This window comes from Amycolatopsis rifamycinica, assembly GCF_000695625.1.
GTDB classification, from domain to species: domain Bacteria; phylum Actinomycetota; class Actinomycetes; order Mycobacteriales; family Pseudonocardiaceae; genus Amycolatopsis; species Amycolatopsis rifamycinica.
The window spans coordinates 216,775-233,732 of the sequence record NZ_JMQI01000021.1 but is presented as its reverse complement, the minus strand read 5'-3'; the positions used below and the strand labels follow the sequence as shown (position 1 = coordinate 233,732).

17 protein-coding genes are annotated in these 16,958 nt (G+C 73.5%); 7 read left to right on the top strand and 10 right to left on the bottom strand.

What is annotated here, in order from left to right; translation table 11 throughout:
* Window positions 1-4 precede the first annotated feature (4 nt).
* Window positions 5-964, bottom strand: coding sequence for an alpha/beta hydrolase (locus tag DV20_RS10660; RefSeq protein WP_043778897.1), 960 nt, complete (start codon window positions 962-964; stop codon window positions 5-7).
* 140 nt (window positions 965-1,104) lie between these two features.
* Between DV20_RS10660 and DV20_RS10655 the strand changes: the two genes are divergently transcribed.
* From DV20_RS10655 to DV20_RS46465, 3 genes are all read left to right on the top strand, one after another.
* A complete protein-coding gene (locus DV20_RS10655; RefSeq protein WP_043778894.1) occupies window positions 1,105-2,127 on the top strand; it encodes a helix-turn-helix domain-containing protein in 1,023 nt (340 codons plus the stop codon).
* 324 nt (window positions 2,128-2,451) lie between these two features.
* Window positions 2,452-2,679 (top strand): hypothetical protein, encoded by a 228-nt coding sequence (locus DV20_RS46470; RefSeq protein WP_235190774.1) that lies wholly within the window; start codon window positions 2,452-2,454, stop codon window positions 2,677-2,679.
* The gene (locus tag DV20_RS46465; protein ID WP_051735879.1) at window positions 2,676-2,855 is read left to right on the top strand and encodes a hypothetical protein; all 180 of its coding nucleotides are present in this window, start codon (window positions 2,676-2,678) and stop codon (window positions 2,853-2,855) included. Before DV20_RS46470 ends, DV20_RS46465 begins: the two co-directional genes overlap by 4 nt.
* Window positions 2,856-3,194: 339 nt before the next feature.
* On the opposite strand, the gene DV20_RS10645 is transcribed toward DV20_RS46465, so the two are convergent.
* Window positions 3,195-3,974 (bottom strand): prepilin peptidase, encoded by a 780-nt coding sequence (locus DV20_RS10645; protein ID WP_043778893.1) that lies wholly within the window; start codon window positions 3,972-3,974, stop codon window positions 3,195-3,197.
* Window positions 3,975-4,123: 149 nt separating this feature from the next.
* On the opposite strand from DV20_RS10645, the gene DV20_RS10640 reads away from it, so the two are divergent.
* Window positions 4,124-4,537 carry a hypothetical protein gene (locus tag DV20_RS10640; RefSeq protein ID WP_043778891.1) on the top strand — a complete coding sequence of 138 codons (414 nt, stop codon included), beginning with the start codon at window positions 4,124-4,126 and terminating at the stop codon, window positions 4,535-4,537.
* Here the strand turns inward: DV20_RS10640 and DV20_RS10635 are convergent.
* Entirely contained in the window at window positions 4,530-5,063 is a 534-nt protein-coding gene (locus DV20_RS10635; protein WP_235190773.1) for a TetR/AcrR family transcriptional regulator, read from the bottom strand. The genes DV20_RS10640 and DV20_RS10635 overlap by 8 nt on opposite strands.
* Between DV20_RS10635 and DV20_RS10630 the strand changes: the two genes are divergently transcribed.
* Complete coding sequence (locus tag DV20_RS10630) at window positions 5,056-5,271, top strand: hypothetical protein (protein ID WP_235190772.1); 216 nt, start codon at window positions 5,056-5,058, stop codon at window positions 5,269-5,271. The genes DV20_RS10635 and DV20_RS10630 overlap by 8 nt on opposite strands.
* Before the next feature lie 23 nt (window positions 5,272-5,294).
* Here DV20_RS10630 and DV20_RS10625 read toward each other — a convergent pair whose 3' ends face one another.
* Window positions 5,295-5,738, bottom strand: coding sequence for a DUF6294 family protein (locus DV20_RS10625; protein WP_043778889.1), 444 nt, complete (start codon window positions 5,736-5,738; stop codon window positions 5,295-5,297).
* 190 nt (window positions 5,739-5,928) lie between these two features.
* Between DV20_RS10625 and DV20_RS10620 the strand changes: the two genes are divergently transcribed.
* On the top strand, window positions 5,929-8,049 hold the full coding sequence (locus DV20_RS10620; RefSeq protein ID WP_043778888.1) for an AfsR/SARP family transcriptional regulator: 2,121 nt from the start codon (window positions 5,929-5,931) through the stop codon (window positions 8,047-8,049).
* A gap of 218 nt (window positions 8,050-8,267) precedes the next feature.
* On the opposite strand, the gene DV20_RS10615 is transcribed toward DV20_RS10620, so the two are convergent.
* The gene (locus DV20_RS10615) at window positions 8,268-8,627 is read right to left on the bottom strand and encodes an STAS domain-containing protein (RefSeq protein ID WP_043778886.1); all 360 of its coding nucleotides are present in this window, start codon (window positions 8,625-8,627) and stop codon (window positions 8,268-8,270) included.
* 112 nt (window positions 8,628-8,739) lie between these two features.
* On the opposite strand from DV20_RS10615, the gene DV20_RS10610 reads away from it, so the two are divergent.
* On the top strand, window positions 8,740-9,117 hold the full coding sequence (locus DV20_RS10610) for an amidohydrolase family protein (protein ID WP_200876388.1): 378 nt from the start codon (window positions 8,740-8,742) through the stop codon (window positions 9,115-9,117).
* Here DV20_RS10610 and DV20_RS10605 read toward each other — a convergent pair.
* The 5 genes from DV20_RS10605 to DV20_RS10585 all read right to left on the bottom strand — a co-directional run bounded on the left by DV20_RS10605 (window position 9,097) and on the right by DV20_RS10585 (window position 16,948).
* Window positions 9,097-12,003 carry a beta-galactosidase gene (locus tag DV20_RS10605; protein WP_235190771.1) on the bottom strand — a complete coding sequence of 969 codons (2,907 nt, stop codon included), beginning with the start codon at window positions 12,001-12,003 and terminating at the stop codon, window positions 9,097-9,099. The two genes, DV20_RS10610 and DV20_RS10605, sit on opposite strands and share 21 nt — an antisense overlap.
* 16 nt (window positions 12,004-12,019) lie before the next feature.
* Window positions 12,020-13,942, bottom strand: a complete 1,923-nt coding sequence (locus DV20_RS46460) for a GDSL-type esterase/lipase family protein (RefSeq protein ID WP_043778884.1) — start codon at window positions 13,940-13,942, stop codon at window positions 12,020-12,022.
* Window positions 13,943-13,968: 26 nt separating this feature from the next.
* Window positions 13,969-14,955, bottom strand: a complete 987-nt coding sequence (locus DV20_RS10595; protein ID WP_043778882.1) for an arabinan endo-1,5-alpha-L-arabinosidase — start codon at window positions 14,953-14,955, stop codon at window positions 13,969-13,971.
* A gap of 133 nt (window positions 14,956-15,088) precedes the next feature.
* Window positions 15,089-16,111: a pectinesterase family protein gene (locus tag DV20_RS10590; protein ID WP_043778881.1), complete on the bottom strand. Its 1,023-nt coding sequence runs from the start codon at window positions 16,109-16,111 to the stop codon at window positions 15,089-15,091.
* 66 nt (window positions 16,112-16,177) lie between these two features.
* A complete protein-coding gene (locus DV20_RS10585) occupies window positions 16,178-16,948 on the bottom strand; it encodes a pectate lyase (RefSeq protein ID WP_043778948.1) in 771 nt (256 codons plus the stop codon).
* Window positions 16,949-16,958: the final 10 nt, after the last annotated feature.

Here is a 16,958-nt window from a genome sequence, read left to right as displayed (position 1 = left end):
TGGCTCAGCCGGCGGTGACGCGGAGGCCGCGCCGCAGGGCGTCGAGCTCGTCGGCGAACATGCGGCGGGAGATCTCCGCCGTCTCGACCAGCGACGAGCCGTGGAAGGTGCCCGGGTAGTGGCGCAGGTCGACCGGCACGCCGGCGTGCGCGAGCCGCTGCGCGTAGGCGATGCCCTCGTCGCGCAGGGGGTCGAACTGGCACACCGTCACGAAGGCCGGCGGCAGCCCGGCGAGGTCGGCGGCGCGCGCCGGGGCGGCGTAGGGCGAGACGTCCGCGCCGCCCGGTTCCGCGCCGAGGTAGCTCGTCCAGCTGTACACCGCGTTGGGCCGGTTCCAGATCGGCGTGTCGGTGTAGGCCCGCATCGACGGGGTGTCCAGCCGGTCGTCGAGCTCCGGGATGCCGAGGTACTGGAAGGACAGCCGCGGGCCGCCGCGGTCGCGGGCGAGCAACGCGACCGCGGCCGCGAGGCCGCCACCGGCGCTTTCGCCGGCCACGCCGAGGCGGGCCGGGTCGATGCCCAGCTCGTCGGCCTTGGCCGCCGCCCAGGTCAGGGCCGCGTAGCAGTCCTCGACCGGGGCCGGGAACGGGTGCTCGGGGGCGAGCCGGTAGTCCACCGAGACGACGACGATGCCGAGCTCGTCGACCAGGCGCAGCACGTGCGCGTCGAAGGTGTCGAGATCGCCCATGACGAACCCGCCGCCGTGGATGTACAGCAGGCCGGGCACGGCCGCCGTGCGGTTCGACGGCGAGTAGACGCGCACGGGCACGTCCGGCGCGTCGGACGGACCGGGCACGGCGGTGTCGCGGACGTCGACGGGGTTGGCGGGTTCGTAGGCGGGCAGGACTTCGCTCAGCTGCGCCATCGAGGAACGCGCGGCCAGCAGGGACTCGTGGTCGGCGAGGGTCACGGCCGGGAGCATGTCCAGCCAGGGCAGCAGCTCGGGATCGATCGCGTAGGTCATGCTCCGATCATGGGCCGGGCGAGGTGCGCCGAGCCACCGCCACGCGGCGGGCGTTGCGGCGCCGTTCCGCGCCAACCGGCGGCGCGCGTTCGGCCGGCCGGTGCTCGCCACGCGGTGGCGGGCGCGCCTATCGTGGCGGGATGAAGGGGCTGCTGCTGCGGCTGTCCGGCCTCGACGCCGACGCCGAGAACGCCGTGCGGGTGATCGGGTTCTTCGACCGCCTGATCACCGGCCGCGCCGGGCTGGACGCGCTGGTGCGCAGCACGGCGGAACTCGCCGGCTGCCCGGTCGGGGTGCACGCGCCCGGCCAGGGCCTGTCGCTGCGTGCCGAGCCGGGCGACGGCGTCGTCACCCCGGGCGCGGCGCCCGCGGGGGCGGCCACCCGGCCCCTCGAAGGTGGCGTCGTCGTGTGGGTGGCCCGGGCGGGCGCGCCCGCCCCGCTCGACGACATGCTGCTCGAACGGTTCGCGATCGCGGCTGCGATCCTGCTGGAGCACTCCGGCGTGCCGCGGCCCGAGCTCGGCGACCCGGCGCTCGTCGAGCTGGTGCTGTCCGGGGAATCCGGCACGGCCGAGCGGTCCCGCGCCCTGCACCTGCTCGGCTTCGGCCCGGCGACGCGGCTGCGCGTGCTCGCGGGCACGGGCGTCGACGCGCTCGCCGGCCGATCGGCCCGGCTGGGCGGGGTCCGGGCGGTCCTGCTGCCGGGCGAGGTGGCGTCGCTGCCGGACGGCGCCCGCGCCGGCATCGGCCCGGAAGGCCCGGCGATCGAAGTGGCCCGCTCGTGGACGGCGGCCCGCACGGCCCTGCGGTTCACCTCGGCGGCCGAGCCGGTGGTGTGGTGGGAACGGCTGGGCAGCCTGGCGGCGCTGGCGGGCAAGCTGAGCCCGGCGGAACTGGCGGAGCTGCCCGACGTCCGGGCGCTTGACCGCCTGGCGGCCGAACCCCACGGGGCCGACACGTTGGCAGCGTTGGACGCGTTGTGCACCACGGGCTCGGCCCGCAAGGCGGCCGCGGCCCTGCACCGTCACCACAGCACGATGCCGGCCCGCCTGGCCCGCGCGGAGGCGGTACTGGGGTTCGAGGTCGACTCGCCGTCCGGCCGCTTCCGCCTCCGCTTGGCGCTGGTGCTGCGGCGGTTGCGGGACAACGCCGAGCTGGGCTGACCGTCCGGAGTGGACTCGGCGCTGGGGCGGCTCGGCGGGGTGGATGGTTCCGCGGCCACGTGTCCGGAGGGTCGACTCGCGTGACTGGAGGGTCGGCTCGCGTGATTAGAGGGTCGACTCGCGTGCGTGGGGCGAGGGTGTTGGGGATTAGGCGGCTGGTTTGTGCCATCCACTTCGTCGCCGGGAGGCCCTACCGCACTTCGGCCGCCGACCGCAGGTAGCGGAGGAAGTCGCGGTACGACAACGGCTGCGGGGCCGGTGGGCGCCGCCCTCCACCGGGCAGCCGAGCCAGGCGGGTCAGGCGTTCTGGTCGCGGGCACGCCGGTGGACGAGACCGGGCGGATCATCGCCGAGCCGCCGGTGCCGGCGAAGATCCCCGGGGCCTGCGACAACCCCATCGACGACGTGAAGGCGCTCGGCATCGAGTTCGTCTTCGGCGGCGACAGCCGGCTGGCGGTGAAGGCGGGCCAGACGGAGATCTGCGGAATCTACAGCGCGGAACGGCCGCCGTCGCCCTGTACGGGCTGGCCTCGGGGGCGGAGTCGCCGGTGACGGCCACGCTCGCTCCCGGTGCCGTGACGGGCGACTTCACCGGCGGAACGACCGCGTCACTGTCCAACACGGACGGCACCGGCGCGTCCTGGGCCGCGCCCGGCAAGAGCGGCGGCGGTGCCACCTTGACCGCCACTGAGCCTGTCCACCCCGACGACGGCTCGGTCGTAGGGTGATTGTGAAGCACGAGCCTGAACAACTCCGGCAACCGGTTCTACGTGCAAGGGACGACGTACGCGCCGAAGGCCGTCCTGAACGTCACGCTGAACAACGCGACCGAACCGACTTCCGCTTCGGCGTGGTCGCGCGGTCGTTGTGGTTCAGGGAAACCGGGAGCGGGTTCGTCTTCGGCGTCTACCTGTCCGCCTACGTGTGTCCCGGTGCGGGGACGTGCGCGCCCTCGGGGACGCCGCCGGCCCGGGCGCGGGTGGCCTTCGTGGACGGTGACCCGGCGAATCCGGTGGCGGGGGCCCGCCAGGTGTCCGTGCTGAGCTGGTCGGGGAACCGGTGACGGCTCAGGCCAGGCCGGTCAGCCGCTGGTAGGCCTGGCCGAGCGGGCCGGCCGCGAAGACGGCCGCCAGGGCGGCGGCGATCATGAACGGCCCGAACGGCAGCGCCGTCTTGCGGCCGCCCTTGCCGGTCGCCAGCACGACGACGCCGGCGACCGCGCCGAGCAGGAACCCGCCGAACGCCCCGATCAGCAGCGCCGGCCAGGACAGGTAGGCGAGGATTCCGCCGAGGATGCCCGCGAGCCGGACATCGCCGAAGCCCATGCCCGCCGGGTAGGCCAGCGCGAGGAGGAGGTAGAACGCGAAGAGGGCGGCGCCGCCGATGCCGGCGCGGGCGAGGGACCCCCAGTCGCCGCGCCACCAGGCCGACGCCGTCAGCAGCACCAGCAGGACCGGGTACGACGGCAGCACGATCGCGTTCGGCAGGCGGCGGCAGTCGAGGTCGATCAGGGCCAGTGCGATCCCGATCGCGCCGAAGTACAGGAACGCCGGCAGGTCCGGCGGGCCGAGCCGCAGGGCCAGCAGCGCGAACAGCACGGCGGTGCCGAGCTCGACCAGCGGGTACCGGACGCTGATCCGGGTCCCGCAGCCCGCGCACCGGCCGCGCAGGACGAGCCAGCCGAGGACGGGGACGTTGTGCCGGGCCCTGATGCCCTCCCCGCAGGCCGGGCAGCGCGACGGCGGCCGCACCACCGACTCGCCGCGCGGCACCCGGTGGACGACGACGTTGAGGAACGACCCGACGAGCAGGCCGAGCACCGCCGCCGCCACGACCAGCACCGCCATCGGGCTCCTTCGGATTTCGGGGGCGACCACCGCAGATCTAACCCGACGGCGGTGCCGTCCGCGACCGGGCGACCCGCGTGCCGCGTAAAGGGGAAGCGGAACGGAAGCGGTACCGGGCAGGATGTCGGGTGGACCGAGGGAGGAAGAAAATGAAGACTGCGGTACAAGCCGGCCTGCTGGCGCTGGTGGCCGGCGCGACGGTGCTGGTGACCCCGGCGCAGGCGGCCACGATCGTGCAGCGGACGGCCATCTGCCACGCGACCGACTACAGCGGCACGTTCACGCTCCGGTACGAGACCGTCGGCGGCTACCACCGCATCCTCGGCGGGTACACCACGTCGGGGCCGTACATCGGCGACGCCACGGGCACGGTCGCCCTGCGGATTTCCTACCGCACCGGATCGACGACGCGCACGGTGTACTCCCAGACGTCGGCGACGACCGGGAGCACCACCTTCACGACGCCGACGACCACCGCCGTGCCGACCATGTACGAGGGCATGGCGTCGGCGACGTTCGACAACGGCACCGTGTCCTGCACCGCGACGGTGCCGGTCAGCTAGCCCCCGGGTCGAGGGCCGCGCGCAGGATCGCGCGGGCCGAGCCGGCCAGGACCTCGGCCGCGTGGGGGCGGTCGAGGCCGCCGATGTCGGTCAGCCACACCAGGGACTCGATGCCGGTGGCCGAGCGGATGGCCACGGCCAGCGCGTGGACGTCGTGCGTCTCCGCCAAGGGGGCGAGTGCCTGCTCGATCCAGCGGATCGCCCGGCCGCGCCGCAGCACCGGTTGCGGCGCGCCGGGCTCCAGGGACAGCCGCAGCTGCGCCCGCAGCTGCGGCTCCCAGCGCAGGGTGAACGCGAGGAACGCCGCCATCACCAGGTCGAGGCGGGCGGCCGGGTCGGCGGGCGCGTCCGGGGGCAGCAGGCCCGCGTCGTCGTCGATTTCCGGGTACGCCGCCAGCAGCAGGGCGCTGGTTCGGGAAGTCGCGGTAGGCCGTGGTGCGGGAGTCCTCGACCGTCGGCGAGACGCCGTTCGCGAGCAGTTCGTGCGCCGCCGCGACCAGCGCCTCGCGTGTACGGTGATGGTCACGCTGAGCGCGTTCAGCCGCCGGATCTCCGCCGGCGGCCGTGAGGTCGGCGTGGAACTGCCCGCCGCCGCGGTGCGCTGGGTCGCCGCCCAGGAGCACTCGGGGGAGAACGTCGGCGCCACGCCGTCGCACGCGGTGTTCGTCGAGCTGAAGGAGCCCCGCCCCGGCGGGGCGGTCGCGGGCACCGCACTGGGCCCTGGCGGACCGTGACCCAGTGCGGCTCTCACCCCGGTTCAGCAGCTCGAGTGCTGGATGGTCTTGAAGATGTTGACCGCGCCGAAGAGCGACGCGTCGTAGGTGAAGTGCTTGCTCCACGGGTAGCGCGGCGGCGGGTTGCCGTCGTCCATCCGCGGGCTGTCGAACGTGCCCGCCGAGAACAGCTTGGTCCCGGCCGTGGTCTTGAAGTCGAAGCTGGAGTGCCAGACGTCGCCGGAGTGCGTCTGGTAGGTCAGCGTGGTCGCGCTCCAGTCGCCCGTGCCGTCCGACCGGATGACGATGGTGCCGTTGTCCTGCTGGCAATCTCCGACGTGCAGCTGGCCCCACGTCGCACTTTTCACCTCGAGGACCGCCGCGCTGTGCGCCGGCGCGGCGGTCGCCGCCGGTGCGCCCGTCAGCACCGCCGCACCCGTCGCCGCGAGGGCGAAAACCGGTGCGAGACCCCGAATCATGCGTTTCATGGACTTCCTCCCGAAGAACCGGTGACCGCGGACCCTCCCGGTCCGCGCCTGCCGAGCCTCGCAGCGCCCGTCGACAATCCGTCGACACTTCGTCGACGGACGTCAACCCGGACGTCGGACGTATCCGGAGCGGTCCGGCCCGCTCCTGTACGCGGAGCGCGCGGGATACCCGCGTCGCGGAGGGGCGGGCATGGGCGGGGTGGACCTCGGGGTGCTGGGACCGTTCGAAGTGCGGCTGGACGGCGAGCCGCGGGACGTCGGCGGGCCGCGCCTGCGGACCCTGCTGGCGGTGCTGGCCGCGGAGGCGGGCCGCGTCGTCAGCGTGGCCGCGCTGGGCCGGGCGTTGTGGGGCGAGGAGGCACCGGCGCACGCCGGCCGCACCGTGCGGACCTACCTCTCGCGGCTGCGCGCCACGGTGGGCCCGGAGGTGATCCGCACCCGGCCGCCGGGGTACGTGCTGCACCTGGCGCCGCAGGCCCTCGACGCCGCGCGGTTCGAACGGCTCGCCGCCGAGGGCCGCCGGGTACTGGCCGCCGGGGAGCCCGCCGCCGCCCGGGAGCGCCTGGCCTGCGCGTTGACGCTGTGGCGGGGCCACGCGGCCTACGAGGAGTTCGGCGGCGTGGAAACCCTGGCCGCGGAGGGCATGCGGCTCGACCGGCTGCGCCACGACGCCGTCCAGGACCGGATCGACGCCGACCTCGCGACCGGGGAGGACGCCGGGCTGATCGCCGAGCTGGAGGCGCTGACCGCCGCGTTCCCCGGCCACGAACGGCTGTGGGCGCAGTTGATGACGGCGCTTTACCGGGCCGGGCGGCAGAGCGACGCGCTGGAAGCGTTCCGCCGGGCCCGGCACGGGCTGATCACCGCCGCCGGGGTGGAGCCGTCACCGGTGCTGGCGCGGGTGCACCGCCGGGTGCTCGCGCACGACCCGGCGCTGCTGGCGGCCCGCGCCACCGCCGTGGTGACCGGCCCGGACGACGCCCTCACCGCCGGCGAGCACGCACTGCTCGAGGACGGCGATCTCCGGACCGGCCGGGAGCACTTCGAAACCGCCTACGTCCGGGCCGAGCAGGCCGGGGACGCCCCCGCGCTCGCCCGCGCGGCCCTCGGCCTCGGCGGGGTGTGGGTGCACGAGCACCGGACGGCCGTCGCGGCGGCGTCGCTGCTGACCCGCCTGCGGTACGCGCTGGAGCGGGCCGATCCCGGCTCGACGCTGGGCCACCGGCTCCAGGCCCGGCTCGCGGCCGAGCTGGACTACGAGGCCGGCACGCACCACCGGGTGCTCGCGGCGGCCGAGCGGACGCGGGCGGCGGGCGACCCGGTGGCGCACGCCGAGGCGCTGAGCCTGGCCCACCACTGCCTGCTCGGCCCCGGCCACGCCCGGCTGCGGCAGGCACTCGCGACCGAGCTCGTCGGGGTGAGCGGCCGCTCGGGACGCCGCACCGACCTGGTGATGGGCGTGCTGTGGGACACCGTCGACCGGTTCCTGGCCGGCGATCCGCACGCCGAGCGGCGGCTCGGCGAACTCGACGACCTGCTGGCCGAGCGCAGGCACCTGGCGGCGGGGTTCGTCGCCGACGCGCTCAAGGTCATGCTGGCCATCCGGGCCGGCCGGTTCGGCAAGGCCGAAGCGGGGGCGCAGGCCTGCGTCGAGGCCGGCCGGGCCGCGGGCGACCTCGACGCGCTCGGCTGGTACGGCGCGCAGCTGGTGGCGATCCGGTGGTTCCAGGGCCGGCTCGGGGAGCTCGTGCCGGTGCTGGACGGGCTGATGCACTCACCGACGCTCAGCCCGATCGACAACTCCTACTACGCGGCGCTCGCGGTGGCGGCGGCTTCGGCCGGCGACCGCCGCACGGCCGCGGGCGCGCTGGCCCGGCTGTGCGGCCAAGATCTGGGGGCGCTCCCGCGGTCGAGCACCTGGCTGACTTCCCTGTGCGGCGCCGCGGAAACGGCCTACCTGCTGGACGACGGCGCGACGGCGGTGCGGATCCACGAGCTGCTGGCGCCGTTCGGCCACCTGCCCGCGATGGCGAGCCTGGGCATCGCGTGCTTCGGGTCGGTCCACCACCCGCTCGGGACGACGGCCCTCACCGCCGGCGACCCGGACCGGGCGGTGACGCACCTGCGGGCCGCGGTGCGGCACAACCTGGCCTTGGCGCACTGGCCCGCGGTGGTGTTTTCGCGCCGCCGGCATGCCGAGGCCCTGCTCCGCCGCGGCGGGCCGGGAGACGCCGCAGCCGCGGATCGCGAGCTGGCGGCGGCCGACGAGGAGGCCCGGACGTTCGCCGGACCGCCGGTCACCGGCCGATGACCCACATCCCGGGCCGTGTCCTACCGACCGGCGGGCGCCGCCCGTCACTGGGCGACGAGCCGCCAATCACCGGCCGATGGCTCAAACCGCGGGCAGCGTCCTACCGAGTAGCGACCGGCGAGCGCGCCCGTCAGTAGGCGACGGGCCGCCGGTCACCGGCCGATGACCCACACCCCAGGCAGCGTCTTACCCGCGCGGCGACCGGCGAGCGCCGCCCGTCACTGGGCGACGAGCCGCTCCGGGCGGCCTTCCATCCGGAACAGCGGGCCGACCGCGGCGAGGTCCAGCGCCCGGCGCACGACCGGGGAGGGCTTCAGCGCCAGGTCGATCCCGGCGTCCGCGCAGCGGGCCCGCAGGCGGCCCAGCGACGCCACGCCCGTCACGCCGCAGAAGCCCACGCCCAGCAGGTCGACCACCAGCCGCTGCGGCTGTGCCGCGACCGCGCGGTCCAGTTCCTCGTCGAGCCGGGGGCGGGTCGCCATGTCGATTTCGCCCGTGACCGTCACGCGCAGCGTTCCCGGGCGGGGCTCCGCGGTCGTCGCGGTCAGCAGCAGCGCGGACAGGTCGAGGGCGCTCATCGAGGTGCTCCTTCCACGGATCAACAACAGTCGATCACCTCCTACCCCGCCACCGGCGGGGCCAAACGCCCCTGTCGTCCGCCGCCCGCGGCTGCCCGGCTCGGAATCGACCGTGAGGAGCGATGATGCCCGGACTCCTGCTGCGCGACGGCCGTCCCTGGGGCGCCGGCGGCCCGGCGACCTCCTGGTCCGCGACGGCCCGTACGGCAGCGGCGACCTCCTCGACCGGGCGATGCACCTGGCCTACCGCAGCACCTTCCGCCGCGACGAGGACATCGAGCCGGCCCTGGAAGCGGTCACCCACGGCGGGGCCCGCGCGCTCGGCCTGGCCGGCTACGGCCTCGCCGAGTGCGCGTCCGCGGACCTCGTCGTGGTCGGCGCGGAGACCCCGGCCCACGCCGTGGTGACGCGGCCTCCGCGCGACCTGGTCGTCAAGGCGGGCCACATCGTCCACCGGACGACAGCCCTCTCACGGCCGCCAGGCCGGTGAGAACACCGGCCGGACCGGGACGCCGCCGCGGGCCGTGCCCAGGTCGGTGAGCGCCACCTGCTCCAGGCCGTTGCCCGGGCCGCCGTCGCTGGTGACCGCCAGGGCCAGGGTGTTGCGGCCGTGCGGGTCGAGGATCCCGGCCGGCAGCACGAACGTGTGCTGCGGCCCGACGTCCCCGATGTACTGGCCGAGGTTCCAGCCGTTGAGGAACACCAGTACCCGGTAACGGCCACCCGACCGCGGCTTCGCCGGGTCGCCGATCGTCAGGCCCACCGAGGTGTCCTGCCCCCGCGGGACGCGCAGCGAGAACGTCGTGCGGTACCACGTGGTCCCCGGATCGGCCGTGGGCGCGGGTACCGCCGCCGGGGCCCACGCGCGGTCCGGGAAGCCGGGCAGGTGCCGGCCCGCGCGTTCGCCGGCGAGGCCGCCGCTGTTGAGCGGGCCGCGCACCGGGTCCGCCGCGCCGCCCTGGAGCTTCCACGCCACGCCGGTCAGGGACGCGGAGATGAGCCCCCGGCCTTCCTTGTGGGCGTCGTTGACGCCGCCGTCCTCGTTGTGGCCGTTGTTGCGGACCATCACCGAGAGCACGTGCGGGCCGTCGCCGCGCAGCCCTTCGGGCACGGGGAACGTCGCGGTGCCGGTCGTCGGCGGCGCGGGCAGCGCGGACGGCACGACGTGCTGGCCGAGGTACTGCCCGTCCAGCCACGCCTGCAGCAGCCCGGCGCCCCCGCCGCCGTAGCGGAGGCTGATCTGCTCCCCCGGCGTCCCGGTGAACCGCCCGCGGTACCAGACGTCGCCGACGCCGAAGCCGTAGTCGTCCGCGGTCAGCACCGGCTGCCCGGCCGGGGGCGGGGTGGTGCTGTTCGTCGTGGTCCGGTCGGCCGGTCGCCACGCCGAATCGTCGTAGCCCGGTTCGGCTTCCGGGGAGCCGGGCGCCGAGCGCCAGCCGGTGAGCTCGGGCAGCCGCGGGTCGGCGGGACCGGGCAGCGGCCGGAGGGCGAGCAGGCTGCCGGAGGCGGTGGGCCGCACCGGCACCGGTGTCCCGTTCCACCACAGCAGCGGACCGCGGGCACCCCACACCTCGAGGTCCCTCGGCGCCTTCGTGTCACCGGTCAGCACCAGCCCGGCCTGTGCGGTCCGCACCAGGTCCGGCCCGCGGACGAGCAGGCCGCCGACCGGCCAGAACGTGTCCGCGGTGGCGTCGTCGGCGAGCAGCAGCGTGACCGGCGGGCGGCCGCCGCCGCTGATCCGGACCCGCGCGAGGCCGTCGTGGCCGTAGTTCAGGCGCAGGTCGTCGCCGGACCAGGTCGTCGTGACGTCCCCGGCGAGCACGTCCACGCGCGGCCGCGTCGCGTACCGCAGCACCGTCTCGCCGTCCTCCCCCGGCCTGCCGTGCAGCAGCACGGTGCCGGCGGCCTGGGCCATCAGCTCCGACGTCGAGTACACCAGGTGCTGGCCCGCGACGTCGAAGTTCGCCACCAGGTACTTGGCGTCCTGCCCGGTCAGCCGCAGCGGCACGGTGTAGTCACCGTCCGCTGTGGACAGCGGGAAGGTGAAGGAGTCGTCCGTCGTGGCGTTCGACGGCGAGTGCACCGGCAGGTAGAAGTGCACGCCGGTGTCCGGGTTGACGTTGTGGTAGACCTTCACCGCGGCCGAAGACGGCGTCACCGGCGTCCCGCGGTCCATTTTGGCCAGGTCCGGGACGGTGGCCAGGAACGACCCGATCTCCTTCATCGTCAACGCCTTCGGCCGCAGCTGACGTCCTTCGTCGATGGCCGCGCCGTAGTCGTAGGAGCTGTAGACCACCGGCGCCGGGAGCCCGCCCCACGACGTGCCGCCGAAGGTCATGTAGAAGTTCTGGATGGTCAGGCCGTTCGCCAGGTTGGTGCCGTAAAAGACGCGTTCGTAGCCCGGACCCTGGCGCACCGCGGTACACGGGTAGGTGCCGTTGCTGCCCCAGTAGTCGAACCAGCCGCCGCCGAACTCGGCGACGAACCCGGGCGTGTCCGGCGACGCGCTCGCACCGCCCTTCGCCCCGCCCGGCCCGTAGGTCCCCCAGTCCGGCGCGACGTTCGGGTTGCCCGGCGTCGCGTCGGTCCGGCAGGTGCCGCCGGGGTAGCCGTCGAAGGCGTAGAGGTCCACCTTGCCTTCGACGGTGCCGGGCACGCCGGAGCCCGGCGGCACCCAGATCCCGTTGCGGCCCTTGTCGTTGTGGAAGACCGGGACGGTGATCCCGTCGGCCCGGGCCTTGTCGTAGAGGTGCGCGACGTAGTTGCGCTGGGCGGTTCCGGTGGCGGCGAGCTCGTTCTCGATCTGGTAGAGGATCACCGGGCCGCGGCCGTCGGTGTATTGGTGGCGGGCGATGATCGCGTCGATGGCGGTCAGCCACTCGTCGGCCGCGGCGAGGTAGTCCGGCGCGTCGCTGCGGGCCCGGCCGGCCTGGGTGCTCAGCCACGCCGGGAAGCCGCCGCCGGTGACCTCGGCGTTGATGTACGGACCGGGCCGCGCGATGACGTACAGCCCCGCTTCGGCGGCGAGGTCGAGGACGCGGTCCATGTCCCGGACGCCGGTGAAGTCGTACACCCCGGGCGCGGGCGAGTGGTAGTTCCAGTCGAAGTAGATCGAGACCGCCGTGTAGCCGGTGGCCTTCATCTTCTGCAGCACGTCCCGCCACAGGTCCGGGCTCGGCAGCCGGAACGGGTGGAACTCCCCCGACCAGACGACCTGGCGGCGGCCGTCCAGCATGAGCGAGTACTTGTCGAACGTGACCTGGTGCTCGGGCGCCGCCGGTGCGGCCGACGCCGGTGCCGCGCACAGCCCGGTCGCGACGGCCAAGGCCAAGGCCAAGGCCGGCAGCCGGCGCCGGATCCTGCCGGTGTGGAGCATGGCGCGACCTCCCGGGTCAGCCGATGAGCGGGGCGAGCCGGTCGGCGATCTTGCGGTGCCCGGCGTCGTTGGGGTGCACGTTGTCCACGGTGTCGGTCGCCTCGGTGATCCACCCTTCGGTGTTCACGAACCGGATCCGGGCGTCGCCCAGCGCCGCGACCGCGTTCTGCGTCTCGGTGACGAAGCGCTTCCGGAAGGTTTCCATGGCGAGGATCGTGGCGTTCGGGTACTTGGCCCGGATGCGCTGCAGCAGCGTCACGTACGCGGCTTGGAACTGGGCGCCCGTGACGTGGTGCCCGACGTCGTTGGTCCCAAGGTTCACGACGACGGTGCTCGCCTGGTAGCGGGCGAAGTCCCAGTCCGGGGTGGCCGCGTCGAGACCGGTCTTGAGGAACCGGTCCCGCATGCCGAGGCAGCCGTCGGCCGAGGGGTACAGGCAGGCGCCGCCGACCGCGATCTGCGTGTGCGCCTGGCCGAGCCGCTCGCCGACGAGCCAGCCGTAGGCGGTCAGCGCCTGGGCCGACGACAGCTGGCCGACCGTGATCGAGTCCCCGACGAACTCGATGAGCTTGGCCGGGACCGCCGCTGCGAACGTCGTCGCGCCGGCGTCCAGGGTGACGCCGCCGAAGACCGCGTCACCGTGGTAGGAACCCGCGACCGGGCGATAGGACACGCGCAGCACGTGATTGCCGGGACTGAGGGGCCGGGGAGTCAGGTTCACCGTGCCGCTCACGTTCTTGTACGCCGTGAACGCGCCGCCGTCGATGCTCGCGAACAGGTCCACGGTGCCGCGCTGCTTGAGCTTCACCGTGGTGCCGGTGAAGCCGGTGACCACGTACGCGCCGGCCCATTCGGAGACGTACGCGCTCGGCGAGCCGGTGTCCCAGCGCCCGAAGTACTTGATGTTGGTGTCGGTCGGCAGGCCGGTGCCCGCGGCGGCGCCCAGGGTCGCCGCGCCCAGGGTGGGGGCGAGGATCGGGGCCAGCCGGGCCGCGATCTTGGCGTGCCCGGCGTCGTTGGGGTGGCCGTCCCCGTCCGCGTAGTCGGCGCCGGTCGTCAGCCACCCCTCGGTGGTGATGAACCGGACTTTCGCGTCGCCCAGCGCGGCGACCGCGTTCTTCGTCTCGGTGACGTAGCGCTTCTTCAGCGTCTCGAACGCGAACAGCGTCGCGTTCGGGTACTTGGCCCGGACATCGCGCAGCAGTTTCGTGTACGCCGCTTGGAAGGCGGGCCCGCTCACGCCGTGGCCCGCGTCGTTCGTGCCGAGGTTGATCACGACGGCACTGGCCTGGTAGCGCGCGAAGTCCCAGGCCGCGTCGCCGGTGCTGTCGGTCCTGAAGAACTGCGTGGCCTGTCCGACGCACCCGGACGCGGCGACCAGGCAGTATCCCGAGCGGGCGATCTGCGTGTGCCGGACGCCGAGCTTCTCCCCCACCTGCCAGCCGTACGCCGACAGCGCGAGCTTGTTCGTCAGCGCGCCGTAGGTGATGGAATCGCCGACGAATTCGACGAGTTTCGACGGGAGCGCCGTCGTGACCGTCTTCGCCCCGGAGTCCAGGACGAGCCCCTGGAAGATGGTGTCGCCCGAGCGGTAGGACAACCGCAGCGAATGCGTCCCGGCGGGCAACGCCGTCGGCGTCAGCGAGACGACGCCTTTCACCGCCGCGTAGAAGACGTCCGGGCCGTTGTCGATGCTCGCGTAGAAGTTCACCGCATTACGGGCTTTGACCTTCACCGTGGTGCCGGTGAAGCCGGTGCTCACGTAGGCGCCGGCCCAGTGCGGCACGGCACCGGCGGATTCGGTGGTCCACCGGCCGACGTAGCCGAGGCCGGGGTCGGTGACCGGCACGTCCGTGGCCGCGGCGGCGGTGGCCGGCGCGGTGACGGACACCGCGAGCGCGGCACCGATCGTCGCGAAGAGCGCACGTAAGCGGGGCATGGCGAGAACTCCGTTCCGGCGGGGGATCAGTACACGTAGGGCCAGCCGGCGCTGTCGTAGCCGATGAGGTTGATGCCGAGCTTGCCCGTCAGCGGCGTCGCGTCCGAGTAGTAGTAGTGGTAGACGAGCACGTCGGCGTCGGAGTCGTGGACGACGGCGACGTGGCCGGGGCCGTGGACCGCGCCGTGGCTCGCCAGGATCTGGGTGCCGCCGCCTGCGGTCATCCGGACGCCGCCCGAATCGGTGTAGGGGCCGGTGATCGACGTCGAACGCCCGACCATCACCCGGTAGGTGCTCTTCGTGCCCTGGCAGCACAGGTCCCAGGAGACGAAGAGGTAGTAGTAGCCGCCGTGCTGGACGATGAAGGGCGCTTCCTCGGCCGAGGTGCTGCCCGTGCGCTGGGCGATGCCGCGCAGGGCCGTGTCGGAGGTGCTGCGCTTGCCGGTCGCGGGGTCGAGCCGGATCATCTTGATCCCGGTCCACCACGAGCCGAAGCTCAGCCACCAGCGGCCCGACGAGTCGACGAACAGGTTCGGGTCGATCGCGTTGTAGTCGTTGCTCGTGCTGGTCTGGATGACGATGCCCTGGTTGGTCCAGCTGCCCGGCAGGCCGGTCGTGCTGGTGGCGAGGAAGATCGCCGAGTTGCGGGAGCCGAGCGACGAAGCGGCGTAGTACAGGTAGTACTTGCCGTTGTGGAACGAGATGTCCGGCGCCCACAGGTACTCCGGCTTGGCCGGGTCGGTGAAGGGTGCGGTCCACGGGGCGCCGTTCGGCCAGACCGAGCCGATCTTCGTGAAGTGGATCCGGTCGGTCGAGCGGCGGATCTGCAGGTACTGGTCGGTGGAGTAGAGCAGGTAGCTGCCGTCGGCCGCGCGGATCATCGCCGGGTCGTGCACCGCCTCGATGTCCCCGGTCACGTAGCCGGGGTCGGGGTAGGTCGCGGCTTGCGCGGCGGGCGCGCTCAGCAGCGCGGCGGCGACGGCGATGAGGGCCGGGAGACGGCGCAGGCTCATGGGGTGTCCTCGGTTCGGCGCTGATCCTCGACGCTGTTAACGCTAACAACGTCTGACGGTGAGAATGGTCGGCGGTCACGGGCCGGTGCGTCAAGGGCCGGACGGAGGGTTCCCCCGCCCGGCCCGGCGCCGGTCAGTGCACGGGGTTCCACCCGTCGCCGCCCGCGAGGTACTTCTGCGCGGTGTAGTTCCCGGCCTGCGCGGCGGGCAGCTGCGGCCGGTCGGTCCCGGTTCCCGCGCCCGGGCCGGTGTTGCGGTACTCGGAGAACCGCGCGTCCTTCCACGAGAAGCCCGACATGTCGGTCCACGGCGCCGGCTTGATCGCCGCGGGCAGGGACGTCTCGCGGATCAGGACCTGGGCGATGGCGTCCACGTCCCCGCTCGGGTGCCACGGACGGCCCAGGTGGAAGCTCGCGGTGGCGGCCGAGCTGAGCACCTTGCTGCCGGTGATCAGGAAGCCGTACGGGTTCGACCGCCGGGTGCTGGCCGCGGTCAGGTAGCCGTTGTTGCTGCTCGAGCCGCGGTCGAGCAGGGTGATCGCCGCCCGGTCGAACACCGCCGTGGCGCGGCCGAAGATGAAGTCGACGTCGCCGCTGATGGCGCAGTTGCGGTAGTACTGGCGCCCGACCGTGCCGACGGCCGCGGTGTCGGCGTACAGGGTGTCCTGGTGGCCGAGGAAGGTGACGTTGTCAAAGACCATCTTGTCGCCGCTGGTCTTGACCGCGACGGCCTGGGTGTCCTTGATCTCCGGGTGGGCGTTGCGGTCGAAGGAGTTGCGGAAGGTCAGCGCGGTGGCGGTGAAGCCGTTCGCGGCGATCGTCGCCGTCGCGCTGCCGGACGTGCCGTACGTGGAGCCGTCGGGCTTCTTGGTCCCGCTGGCGTTGTCGTAGTCGACGACGACGTCGGCGGCCTTCCCGGTGGTGCCGCGCAGGGTGATCCCGGTCTTGCCCGACGGCACGGAGATCACCTCGCGGTAGGTCCCGGGTTTGACCGAGATCGTGCCGCCCGCCGAGACCGCGTTGATCCCGGCTTGCACGCTCGTGTAGTTGCCGGATCCGTCCTTGGCCACGACGACGTTCGCCGCCGCCGCGCCGGCCGGCGGGGCGGCCAGCGCCGCCCCGGCGAGCACCGACGCGACGAGCAGGGTCTTCAGCATGACGCCTCCACGGGTGGAACGCGCCGGGGGCACCGGACGGCGGCCGGTACCCCCGGCGCGGGTCGGTTACTGGTAGGTGATGTTGGCCGAGGTGTAGAGGCAGTTCGTCGAGTCGGGGCCGCTGCCGATCTTCGTCGGCTCGCCGCTGGTGACGCCCTTGTACTTCGTGCAGGGCTCGAGCTTGCGGCTCGAATCGCCGACGATGGTGATCCGGGTCAGCTTCGCGGTGTCGCCGTAGTTGGTGTTGATGCCGACCAGCGCCTTGCCGGGCACGGTGGCGGTGACGTTGTCCACGACGACGTTGCGCTTGTACTGCGTCTTGCAGTTGCCGCAGGAGCGGTACAGCTTGCCGAAGTCGTTGACCTGGAAGTTGCGGATGTACATCGTGCCCGGGCCGTTGTGCTGGAAGACCTTGTCCGAGGCCTTGCGCGCACCGCCGCCGTCGATGGTCATCGTCTGGGAGGCGGAGGTGCCCTTGAAGGTCGCCGCGTCCTCGCCGACGTCCTCCCACCAGACGTTGAGCAGCGTGCAGGTGCCGAGGCAGTGCACGCCGTCGGCGGCCGGGCTGCCCAGGACGACGTTCTTCAGGGTGGTGCCGTTGGCCAGCTGGAAGAGCGGGCTCTGGCCCTCGTCCTGGCCGCCGCTGCCGAGGTCGCCGGTGCCGTAGAACCGCTTGAGCCCGCCGTCGTAGGTGCCGCTGGTGACCTTGATCGTCGCGCCCACCGGCACGCTGGTGCTCGGGTTCGGCCAGGAGGCGGCCGACGCGGTGGCGCCGGTGCCGATGGCCGCCGAACCGACGAGCGCGGCGACCGCCGCCACCCGGACGATCCGGGACAGTGCTGGGGGA